Below are 11,095 nucleotides of genomic sequence, written 5' to 3' on the forward strand. Positions count from 1 at the left end.
ATTCGGTGTTGCCCTGCTCCGATTCATCGGATTTGGCTCCGGTGAGGCCGCGGGTCAGCCTTCCCGCGAGCAGTCCGGCCCCGGCCGCAACAAGAAGGAATGTGCCAGGGCGTTCACGCGCGAATCCCTTCACTTCGTCGAGGAGCGATCCCGGGTCGCGGCCATCGAGCCAGCCTGCTGCAGCTCCGGTCCGCTGGGCCGCCTGCTGCACAAGTTGCGTGGCAGTGCCGTCCTCCTCGGACTTCGCCGCCATCGAGGACAGCTCATCACTGATGGACCGAAGCCCCTCGGACACCTTCTGCTGCTGCGCGCCGGCTTGCGGATCACTAACCCTGCCGTAGCCCGAATCGGCGGTGCGAGGCGGTGCCGATTCGGTGTTGCCCTGCTCCGATTCATCGGATTTGGCTCCGGTGAGGCCGCGGGTCAGCCTTCCCGCGAGCAGTCCGGCCCCGGCCGCAACAAGAAGGAATGTGCCAGGGCGTTCACGCGCGAATCCCTTCACTTCGTCGAGGAGCGATCCCGGGTCGCGGCCATCGAGCCAGCCTGCTGCAGCTCCGGTCCGCTGGGCCGCCTGCTGCACAAGTTGCGTGGCAGTGCCGTCCTCCTCGGACTTCGCCGCCATCGAGGACAGCTCATCACTGATGGACCGAAGCCCCTCGGACACCTTCTGCTGCTGCGCGCCGGCTTGGCTCTTCAGATCCGAGCCGAGTTCGTTCAGCAGGTTCTTGGCTTGGGCGCCCGCTTCATGGGCGACGTTCTTTGCCTCGGATCCTGCGGTATGGGCAACGTTCTTCGCTGCGTCGACACCCTCGTGGCCAACCTCCTTGGCTTGATCCTTCGCGGTGGATGTTGTGGAGTTTGTCTGGGTATTGGTGCTTTGAGTGTCTTGATAGATGGGAGTTTCCGGGTAGCTCTGGACGGGGTCCGCAGGCTCTGTTGGATCCTGAGGCCAGTTCTGTGTACTCATTTTGGTTCCTTTTGTTGGGGTTGTGGGCTGTTGTCGAAAACCCGCCTACCGGGATCCAGCGAGCAGTCCCTGGACGTCTTCGAAGGGTGGTGCGGTCAAGAAGCACTCTGCGTTGGCGGTTCGGAGCTTGTGTAAACGGTCGTCGAGTTCCACGAGACTCTTTACGGTTGCGCTGAGACTCCGTTGGGCACTTTCGGCCCAAACTGTCGTGGTTCCGCTGGGGTGGGTTTCACCGGCATCTTCGCAGAGGGTTCGAACTTCTAATACGGTGCGTACTATCTGGTGTCTGATGGCTTCCAGTTGGGACAGGTGCATCATGGGCCCGCCTTCGGAAATGGTGCTCATGTTGTGCCCACGCAGTCTCTGAGTTGGTTGAGTCCGTCCCGGATCCGGGTTTTGACTGTTGGCAACGGGGCGGAAAGCTTCTCTGCCACTTCGCGATAAGTGAGGCCGCTGTCTGAGCTCGGCATCAACGAGGACCCGGCGCAGGCTTGTAGACCCGTCCTGAAGTCGCCCGGCAGAACGAGGTAAAGGCCTCCCGGGCCCCCGCGATCCACAGTAGAAGCGCTTTCAAAACTTTATGCTCTGAGGTGACAATGCCGCTGAATTACCGCTGCGAAGCGTTGACTGCGGAGATGGGAAGTGCTCGTTGAAAGCATGGAAACCGTCCTCGATGGCGCCTTTGTGTTTGCCACGCTGCCGGGAACTGGGGCAACAACGAAAATCTAACCCTAAGCAGACTTAGTGTCAATCGCTCGCCCTCTTTCGCGGCCCGAAATCGCCGCATTTCCACAGCGTCCAACTCCGGCTCAATGGGAGCACACGGAAGCACTCCGAGCCGCTTCTTTCAACGAGTTGCGGTGGCCCGGGCTTGCCGAACGCAGGTAGCTAACGTGTAGGCATCAGTTTGCGCGGAGCTGAACCCTATGAGGCCCGACGGCGCTACCCTCAACCTATGAACCGGTGCGCACCGACGCTCGCGCTGATGATTCCTGTTGCCTTTGCCCTCTCCGGTTGTCAGTTCGGGATGGATGGAAACAGGCCCCTGGCCTGCGTCGACTGGGTCTTTTTCGCCACGCCGCAGTCGATGTACGACGACGCCAAACTGGTTGCGGTGGGCCGTGTCACGGACGGTGCCGGGACGATCGATTCTTACGTCAGCGGCGGATACACCGGTCCGGCGAACACGTATCTGTTCGAGGTCGAGCAGGTTCTCAGGGGAGAATTCGATGACCGCACGCTTACGGTCGGATCACAACCGGTAGGATGCGGGGCAACCAACCAGTATCCGGACGGCGACCAGCTGGACACCGATGAACGCATCATTCTGTTTGCGTCGGACCACGATGGTCCCTGGATGACGCTCACCTCAACCCAGGGTGTCATCCCATTTCCGGAAGGAGCCGGGCTCCCGTTCGAGACCGCGGGTGATCCGCCCCCGAACCCCTGAACCGCCGTTGTTAGTCGGTTTTCAGAACCGAGAGTACGTTCCCGGCAGGGTCCTTGAACCAGGCGATGTCCGGTCCGTTGCCGCAGATGTGTACGCCGTCAACATTGCCACAGAACAAGTGCTTGCAACAGGGTTTAGGATGCAAATATGGCAGAGAGAAAGTGGCAGGGACACGTTTTCATAGGCATGAGTGTTGACGGAATGATCGCCCGCACGGACGATGATCTCGATTGGCTCACCGGAGGCAGCGAAGAAACACCGGAAGACGCCGGCTTCACAGCGTTCATGGAGCTCGTGGACCACATGGTGATGGGCCGCAGCACCTACGATATTGTGCAGTCCTTCGGCGAGTGGCCATATGGCGACACCAAGGTGCTTGTCCTCAGCACCACACTGAAGACCGGGGACAGCCGGGTAGAGGTGGTCAGGTCCTTCGAGGAAGCGGTCGCCAGATTGAACGACGACGGCGCCAGGCATGTGTATGTGGACGGCGGCAGAACAGTGCGCACCTTCCTCGCGGCCGGGCTTATCAGTACCCTGACGCTCACGCGGGTGCCCGTGTTGATCGGTGAGGGCAAGCCGCTGTTCGGAGCGATCCCGGCGGACATTCCACTGCGGCATCTGGAGACCAGGACACTGAACGGCGGGGCGGTGCAGACCCGCTACGCGATCGGGTAGCACGCGTCGTTGCCGGTGGCACCCTCAAATGGCGGCGTCCATCCCGCGCGTCTTCAACAACTCGCGCTGGTTGGGGTTGACCGACTGACGGAATGGCATCTCGACCACGACGGCGCTGACCGGCCGGCCGGGCTCCGAGGCATAGGTCTCGGGCAGGTGGACCCACAATTCCGTGCCGAGCGCGGCAAGGCCAACCGGTACAAATCCCATCGCAATGTTGGTGGCTAATTCCGGTGAGTACCAAGGGGAGGTGACGTAGCCAATCGGGTCGCCGTCCTGCGCTGCGCTGATCAACCAGAAGTCGGGCGCATAGTCGTCGATCGGCTGGCCCCCGAGTGTCATGCCCACAAGGGTGTGGGTATAGGGGGGAGATCCGGCCTCCACCGCTGCGCGCGCCGTCTCCAGGGCTTCCTTTCCGATGTAGTCGGCGGTCTTCTGTCGGGGAACTTGGTAGCCCAGATTCACTTGGAAAGGCAACGTCTCGGCGTCCATGTCCTGTCCCCAGGAAAGAATTCCCGCTGCAATCCGCCGGTGGTGAGCCGGAGCAACCACCATGAGGTTGTGCCGTTTGCCCGCCTCCAGAACAGCATTCCATAGCCGTTCGGCGTGCAGGGTTGCGTCGCGGAGGTAGATCTCGTATCCCTTCTCGCCGGTGAAGCCCGTCTGCGAAATGATCACATCACAGCCATCCACCGAGGAGGAGAGCAGCCCGTAGGAGGGGATGTCCGCTGCCGCGGGCCCAATCAGGTCCACCATGAGATCCACGGATTTGGGTCCTTGGATCTGCACTGGTGAGACGTCTATCTCCCTGATACTCACATCGAAGCGTTTGCCGACATTGACCCCCTGGAGCCACAGCCACAGGTCGGAGTCCGAGAGGCTAAACCAGAACTCGTCCTCGGCAATGCGCAGCAGCACCGGATCGTTGAGGATGCCTCCGGCTGTGTTGCACAGGATCACGTACCGTGCCCGCATGGGGGGAATCTTTGTGGCGTCGCGGGTGATGACAAAGTCGACAAACGCCTCCGCGTCCGGACCCTTGACCTGAATCTGCCGTTCCACGGCAACGTTCCACATGGTGACGTGATTGACCAGGGCAGCATACTCGGCCATCATCCCGCCGTCCTCGGGGCGAATGTAGCCTCTGGGGTGGTACATCCGGTTATAAACCTGCGCCCGCCAGCAGCCTGCTTCATGGGAAAGCGCCCAGTACGGTGATTTGCGCACCCGGGTGTCGATCTGCAGTTCCACTGCTGTGGGACCCGATTGGCGGAGGTTTATCGGTACGGTGCGGTCGCGCTGATCAACTGATGGAACGTTGTGATGCATGGTGAACTCCCTATCGACCGGCTCAGGGGGATTGCAGACCGAAGCAGCCGGCGTGGTCTCATAAGGTGGAACTCTAGTCCCACATCATGAGTGTAGGATGACGCTTGTGTGGCATGCAAGGGATTTTGTGAAGCCTTTACACCGCAGACTGCTTGAGTCCGCCCGGTTTGAAGTGCTGCCCACCGCGTCCGTTGCGGATGAGGTGATGGCTCACGTGCCGGTTGCCCGTCTGCTGACCGTCACAGCGTCTGCCGGTAAAGGGCTGGCGGCAACCCTGGATCTGACAGAACACCTCAGCCGCGCCGGTTACCGGGTCATTCCGCACCTTGCCGCGCGAATGGTCCGGGGGCGGGCGCACCTGGAGGAGATCGTCGAACAGTTGGTCGGGGCCGGCGTCGACAGTGTGTTTGTACCAGCGGGGGATGCCCGGCCGGATCAGGACGGTTATGCGGGGTCGCTTGAACTGCTGCAGGACCTCACCGCTTTGGGACGGCCTTTCCGGGAGGTTGGAGTCGCCGGCTATCCAGAGTCCCACCCCGTTATTGCGGATGACGTCACCATTCAAGCGATGTGGGACAAGCGCAGCCACTCCACCAACGTGGTGAGCAACATGTGCCTTGACCCTGCGGTTGTTGCTGCCTGGATTGAACGCGTGCGGAAGCGCGGTGTCCTTATGCCGCTGTGGATCGGCATGCCGGGGCCGGTTGAACGGTCAAAACTGGTGTCAATGGCCACAAAGATTGGGGTCGGAGAATCCGCGCGGTTCCTTGCCAAGAACACGTCCGTCCTTGCGCGGATTGCGGCGCCCGGCGGGTACAGCCCGGAACGGTTCCTCGACCGTCTCGCCCCCTCATTAGCGACGCCGGATTCCAGGGTTGAGGGGCTGCACATCTACACCTTCAATCAGGTGCGCCAAGCCGAAGAGTGGCGGCGGAACCTGATAGAGCGCATTGGCGGTCGGGTCAGTTGAGTGCTCCGGGCTCGGGAACAGCCGCTTCCTTACGCGCGCGCCGGGCAAGGATCCGCGAAAGCAGTGCGGCTTCGGCAACCAGCAGAGCGCCAATCTCCCGGTGGGACTGCTCCAACCTGAACGCAGGGCCGGATACGCCGATCGCTGCGAGCACCCTGCCATGACTGTCGCTGACGGGTGCGGCAAGTGCATCGAGGCCTTCCTCAAGCTCACTGCGCGTCAGCGAGTAGCCGCGTTTCCGCACCTTGGTGAGCTCAATCTTGAGGGCTGCCAAATCCCTTACCGTACTGCCGGTCCTCTGCTCAAGCGGATCCTTGGGCAGACGGAGCGCATCGAAGGCGTACAGCACTTTGCCGAGCGCCGAGCAGTGCGGCGGCAGGTTCACTCCCACCCAGTTGGTAGTGCCAAGGATGTAACTGGAGTCGGTTTGCGCAACGTGGACGACGGCGTCTCCCCGGGGTACGCCGAGGGTCACCGATTCCCCGGTCTCCTCGGCGATCCGCTCAAGCGTCGGTTGCGCTGCGGTGGCCAGGGACTCCACGCGGTCAAACCGGTTGGCATAGTGGGTAAACAGTGCGCCTCCCAGGAAATGCCCGTCCTGGTTGCGTTCCAGCATTCCGTTGCGTTCGAGTGCCTGAAGCAGCCGCGAAACAGTGGATCGGGCCAACCCGGTCTGTTCCACCAATTCGGTGAAAGAGATTGGCTCGGCGGCCCGCACCACCAGGGAAAGCAGCAGCGCCGCCCGGTCAATCGACTGAGAACCATTGGCCACCTGCTGCCTCCTTTATCTGCTTGCATGAAATCAACCAGACTCTACCAGTGGGAAGTCCACGGAATTGAGGCGACCCCTTGACACCCGCATTCCGGACAAAGGATTCTGGGAGGCTTCGTGGCGATTGGCGATGAGGAGCAGCACATGAGTACCGTTCCAACCAGGGCACAGGTAGTGGTCATTGGTGCCGGCATTGTAGGAAACTCCCTGGTGCACCACCTTGCACGGCTGGGCTGGCGCGATATTGTGCAGATCGACAAAGGTCCACTGCCCAACCCCGGTGGTTCCACCGGCCACGCATCGAACTTCATCTTCCCGGTGAACCATCCCCGGGGCGTCACCGACCTCATCCTGGACAGCGTGCGTCAGTACAGCGATATGGGTGTGTTCACCGCGTCCGGCGGCTTTGAGGTGGCCCGGACGCAGGAGCGTATGGAGGAGCTGCGGCGGCGCATGTCTTCCGCGAAGGCCTGGGGGATCGACTCCGAGCTGGTCACACCCGGGCAGGTACACGAGAAGGTGCCCTTCATCGACCCGTCGGTGCTTGTGGGCGGGTTCTGGACCCCGTCCGCCGGTGTGGTCGATTCCGTGCGTGCCGGCGAAATCATGCGCAAACAGGCACAGGAGCTGGGAGCGCTGCAGGTTGTCTCCGGGATGGAGGTGATCGGCCTTGACGTCGAGGGCGGCCGGATTCGCCGCGTCAGGACAACCGGGGGCGACATCGAGGCGGCCACCGTCGTCGTCGCTTGTGGGGTGTGGAGTCCGCGGATCGCAGCGATGGCCGGGGCGTCGATCCCGCTGACGCCTGCCGTGCACCAGCTCATCAAGGTGGGCCCGGTGCCCCGGTTCGCTGGCACAGCAGGGGAAATCTCCTTCCCCATCATCCGCGACATGGATACGTTCTGCTACGAGCGCCAGCACGGTTCCGACATGGAAGTCGGTTCCTATGCGCACCGTCCCATCCTGCTCGATGCCGACGGGATACCCTCGATCGACCAGGCGGAACTCTCACCCACCGAGATGCCGTTCACGGCGGATGACTTCGAGCCGCAGCTGAAGCAGGCCAGGGAGCTGATGCCTGAAATCCTGGGTAATCCGGATGTGAAGATCAACTATGCGGTTAACGGACTGCTTTCGCTCACCGCAGACGGCGGACAGATTCTGGGGCAGACCCCTGAGGTGGGGGGCCTCTGGTCGGCGGCCGCGGTGTGGATCAGGGAAGGTCCGGCTGTTGGGCGTTTGCTGGCCGAGTGGATGACTCACGGGAACCCCGGGATCGATCTTCATCATGCCGACGTGGCGCGGTTTTATCCCCACCAGCGGACCCGCAGCCACGTCACGGCACGTGCATCGGAGGGGTTCAACAAGACCTACGGAATTGTGCATCCGGGGGAGCAGTGGGGTAGTAACCGCAACGTGCGGCTGTCGCCGATGCACTCCAGCCAGCGTGAGCTCGGGGCGGAATTCTTCGAGGCCGCCGGCTGGGAACGGCCCATGTGGTACGGCTCCAACGAGGTTCTGCTGGGTGACTACGGGGACGCCGTAATGCCAAGGGAAGTGGAGTGGGACAGCCGCTGGTGGTCCCCCATCATCAACGCCGAGCACCTTGCGATGCGGGAACGGGCCGGGATCGTGGACCTGTCGGCGTTCGCAATTTTCGACGTCGTTGGCCCGGGCGCGCTCGCGGCCGTGCAACGCACGGTGGTGGCGCAGGCCGACATCGGGATTGGCCGCGTCATCTACACGCCCGTGCTTGATTCACGCGGGGGTATCCGCGCCGACCTCACGGTGATGCGCCTGAATGATGAGCATTTTCGCGTGGTGACCGGCGGGCTGACGGGCAATATTGACCGCGGGCGGTTCCAGGATCACCTGCCGGCCGACGGCAGTGCGCAGATTGTCGACCAAACATCCGCCTACACCACAGTGGGTCTCTGGGGCCCGCGTGCGCGAGACATTCTGGGGGCACTCACTGATCACAACATCAGTCATGAGGACTTCCGGTTCAGCTCCTGCCGCGACATCCAGGTTGGTCCGCTCTCGGTGCTTGCGTCCCGGATTTCCTACGTGGGTGAGCTGGGATGGGAGCTTTACATACCGACGGAGCAGGGCGCACGGCTGTGGGATCTGCTCCGCTCGGAGGGGGCGTCCCACGGGCTTATCCCGGTGGGAACCGGCGTCTATGGCGGCACCGGGCGGATCGAAAAAAGCTACCGGGCCCATGGCGCCGAGCTGGATACGGAACACACCCTGGTCGAGGCCTCAATGACGCGACCCCGCGTCAAAGATGCAGAGTTCACGGGCCGCGATGCGTACATCGCCCAACGCGCCGAGGATCCGGCAGCAGTGCTCTGTTCCCTGACAGTGGATAATCACGTCTCCGCCAGCGGACGACGCCGGTACATGCTTGGCGGCGAACCAATCGTTGAGCGGGACGGAGCGCCGCTGATCGATGGCCATGGGCGGCGCTCCTATGTCACCTCCGCGGGATCTGCTCCGTCGCTGGGTAAGCATGTGCTGATGAGCTACCTTCCGCCCGCGCTCGCAGTGGTTGGCACGGAGTTGGCCGTCGACTACATGGAGGAGCGGTACCCCGTGACCGTGGTGGCGGCCGATGCCACCCCGCTGTTCGATCCGGAGAATGCGCGGATCAAAGGGTAGCTTCCCTCGCGGCGATCGTCGCATTCACGTGAATCCAACGACCCAGTTATCGCTGCTGCTGGACCCCGTGGGTTCGTAAACGTGCCTCGAATCCCTACGCCGGTGCCCAGGGGTTCGAGGAGTTCGGCCATCTCCTCGGGCTTTCCGGCGCGTTTTAGTGCTGCGTAGCCGAGGATCGATGATTTGCTGACCTACCGCACAAAGGTTGGCCGTTCGTGGCGGCCCTCCCTGACGTGGGAATAGTCGCGCGCCTCGGTAACAAGACCGGCGTCGTCGAACCGGAGGACGGTGCAGCCGGAAATAGTCATAGGCTCACCGCTGATGTACATCACGGTCCAGTACTCAGCTGTGGCTGACAGTCCGTCGACCCTGGGCTCACCGAACCACGCCTCCGCCGGAGCGGTTTCCTCGGCGAAGTGGTCGCCGTCGTCCTCCTGGAGCGCGGCTATCGCCTCAACATCCTTGAGCGGCCAGGCCGTGGCCCAGGTATGAGCCCAGCGCCGGGCGGCCTCCCTCGTGTTCATCGCACCAGTACTATCGTTCGCAGCTATGGTGCCGCCGTGTGAAAAAATGACTGGAAGCGCAGTCAGCCGGAAGGTGTTGCCTTGCACGTCCAATTGATCTTCCCGCACCAGCTCTTCGAGGAGCATCTCTCCGCCCCGAAATCCCGACGCTTTGTGCTGGTCGAGGATGACCTGTTTTTCAGGCAGTACAGGTTTCACAAGCAGAAGCTGGTCCTGCACCGGGCAGGTATGCGCCACTTCGAGGAGCGGCTCCGGCTTGCCAAAATGCAGGTGGACTACATCGAGACATCCTCGAGGGCGTCCAGCCAGCACGGGCTGGGCGAACATCTGCGCCGGATCGGCGCGAGCGGCTCTACCTACTTCGACGTTGTGGACGACTGGCTGGACAGCAGGCTGCGCACAACACTGCGCGGCCTGGGAATTGATCCCGTGGTCGAAGACAGCCCGGGCTTCATCACCAGCCGGACCGAGTTGGAATTGTATTTCTCTTCCAACGGCTGGCGCATGCAGAACTTCTACGAGTGGCAGCGGAAGCGGTTGGGGCTGCTGATCGACTCCGACGGCGGACCGGTTGGCGGAAAGTGGAGCTTCGACGCGGACAACAGGCGGAGGCTGCCCAGGAATCTCGCCATTCCGCCAATGCCGGAGGTCGACAGGACACGGCACGTTGCCGAGGCCATCACGTGGGTAAATCGCTACTTCCACCGAAATCCCGGCTCCACGGAAGAATTCAACTGGCCAGTCACCCACCAGCAGGCGTCCGCAGCGCTTGAGGCCTTCCTGCTGGACCGATTCGACTTGTTCGGTCCCTACGAGGACGCCATCGCGGCCGGCGAAAGCTACCTGTTCCATTCCGCCCTGAGCTCCAGTCTGAATGTCGGGCTGCTGACACCAACTGAAGTCATTGACATAGCACTGGACCACGCAGCGCGACGGGGCACGTCGATCGCCAGCGTGGAAGGTTTTGTCCGCCAGATCATCGGCTGGCGTGAGTATATGCGCAGCGCGTATGCCCTGAAGGGGCGCGCTATCCGGACCCGGAACGAGCTCCAGTTCAGCCGCCCGCTGGATCCGGGCTGGTGGACCGGCGACACAGGGCTGGCACCTGTTGACGCCGTCGTCGGGCGCATAAATCAGACCTGCTACGCACACCATATTGAGCGTCTGATGGTGCTGGGCAACGCGATGCTCCTGCTCCGCACCGATCCCAACGCGGTCTACGAGTGGTTCATGGAGATGTTCATCGATGCCTACGACTGGGTGATGGTGCCAAATGTCTATGCAATGAGCCAGTATGCGGCCGGGAACATGATCACCACCAAGCCCTACGTCAGTGGGAGCAACTATCTGAGAAAGATGGGCGACTTTCCGCGGGGAGACTGGGAACCGGCTTGGGACGCGCTGTACTGGCAGTTTGTGGATGACCACCGCGGGATGTTCAGCAGGAATCCGCGGTCAAAGATGATGGTCACCTTATTTGACGGGTTCGACGACGGGAAGAAGCAGACGCTGCGCCGTGAGGCCGGGCGCTGGCTGGGGGAGTAAGCCCGGGGTTAACGCCGCTGGGGCGCACCCGTAAGGTGCACCCCAGCAGTTGTCGAAGGTCAACCGTTCAACACCTCAATCCCCCTGACCGGGATGTCCGGCGGTGAAGGTGTGGCTCCATTCGGTGGTGGCATCGTCAGGAAAGACGTACCACTCCTGGGCCACGGCCGTGACGGTCGTGGTACGGGGAGGCTTCCGG

The 11,095-nt window shown here is 62.3% G+C and carries 10 protein-coding genes and 1 pseudogene; 5 read left to right on the plus strand and 6 right to left on the minus strand.

The features are described 5' to 3' along the window. From Y708_RS31145 to Y708_RS28565, 3 genes and pseudogenes are all read right to left on the minus strand, one after another. Window positions 1-967 (minus strand): hypothetical protein (locus Y708_RS31145; protein ID WP_051479063.1); only part of this gene is annotated, 967 nt, incomplete at its 3' end. Between the two features lie 45 nt (window positions 968-1,012). Further along, complete coding sequence (locus Y708_RS0115765) at window positions 1,013-1,312, minus strand: hypothetical protein (protein ID WP_028280666.1); 300 nt, start codon at window positions 1,310-1,312, stop codon at window positions 1,013-1,015. Then, window positions 1,309-1,419: pseudogene (locus tag Y708_RS28565) on the minus strand (sigma factor-like helix-turn-helix DNA-binding protein); the annotation flags it as partial. The pseudogene Y708_RS28565 and the gene Y708_RS0115765, both read right to left, overlap by 4 nt. A 503-nt stretch (window positions 1,420-1,922) precedes the next feature. Between Y708_RS28565 and Y708_RS0115775 the strand changes: the two are divergent. Together Y708_RS0115775 and Y708_RS0115780 are read left to right on the plus strand one after the other, a co-directional pair. After that, window positions 1,923-2,417: a hypothetical protein gene (locus Y708_RS0115775; RefSeq protein WP_028280667.1), complete on the plus strand. Its 495-nt coding sequence runs from the start codon at window positions 1,923-1,925 to the stop codon at window positions 2,415-2,417. A gap of 147 nt (window positions 2,418-2,564) precedes the next feature. Next, window positions 2,565-3,095 carry a dihydrofolate reductase family protein gene (locus tag Y708_RS0115780; protein WP_028280668.1) on the plus strand — a complete coding sequence of 177 codons (531 nt, stop codon included), beginning with the start codon at window positions 2,565-2,567 and terminating at the stop codon, window positions 3,093-3,095. Between the two features lie 24 nt (window positions 3,096-3,119). Here Y708_RS0115780 and Y708_RS0115785 read toward each other — a convergent pair whose 3' ends face one another. Then, window positions 3,120-4,424 carry a glycine cleavage T C-terminal barrel domain-containing protein gene (locus Y708_RS0115785; protein WP_028280669.1) on the minus strand — a complete coding sequence of 435 codons (1,305 nt, stop codon included), beginning with the start codon at window positions 4,422-4,424 and terminating at the stop codon, window positions 3,120-3,122. Window positions 4,425-4,551: 127 nt separating this feature from the next. Here Y708_RS0115785 and Y708_RS0115790 point away from each other — a divergent pair, with 127 nt between their 5' ends. After that, the gene (locus tag Y708_RS0115790; RefSeq protein ID WP_028280670.1) at window positions 4,552-5,394 is read left to right on the plus strand and encodes a methylenetetrahydrofolate reductase; all 843 of its coding nucleotides are present in this window, start codon (window positions 4,552-4,554) and stop codon (window positions 5,392-5,394) included. On the opposite strand, the gene Y708_RS25640 is transcribed toward Y708_RS0115790, so the two are convergent. Continuing rightward, window positions 5,387-6,166 (minus strand): IclR family transcriptional regulator, encoded by a 780-nt coding sequence (locus Y708_RS25640; protein ID WP_051479065.1) that lies wholly within the window; start codon window positions 6,164-6,166, stop codon window positions 5,387-5,389. The two genes, Y708_RS0115790 and Y708_RS25640, sit on opposite strands and share 8 nt — an antisense overlap. A 144-nt stretch (window positions 6,167-6,310) precedes the next feature. On the opposite strand from Y708_RS25640, the gene Y708_RS0115800 reads away from it, so the two are divergent. Next, the gene (locus Y708_RS0115800) at window positions 6,311-8,827 is read left to right on the plus strand and encodes a GcvT family protein (RefSeq protein WP_028280671.1); all 2,517 of its coding nucleotides are present in this window, start codon (window positions 6,311-6,313) and stop codon (window positions 8,825-8,827) included. A gap of 191 nt (window positions 8,828-9,018) precedes the next feature. Here the strand turns inward: Y708_RS0115800 and Y708_RS27660 are convergent, their stop codons facing one another. Next, complete coding sequence (locus Y708_RS27660) at window positions 9,019-9,351, minus strand: hypothetical protein (protein ID WP_155853904.1); 333 nt, start codon at window positions 9,349-9,351, stop codon at window positions 9,019-9,021. Between the two features lie 81 nt (window positions 9,352-9,432). Here Y708_RS27660 and Y708_RS0115810 point away from each other — a divergent pair, with 81 nt between their 5' ends. Continuing rightward, entirely contained in the window at window positions 9,433-10,896 is a 1,464-nt protein-coding gene (locus Y708_RS0115810) for a cryptochrome/photolyase family protein (protein ID WP_028280673.1), read from the plus strand. The last annotated feature ends 199 nt before the right edge of the window (window positions 10,897-11,095 follow it).

This window comes from Arthrobacter sp. H5 (genome assembly GCF_000520595.1).
Taxonomy (GTDB): domain Bacteria; phylum Actinomycetota; class Actinomycetes; order Actinomycetales; family Micrococcaceae; genus Arthrobacter_D.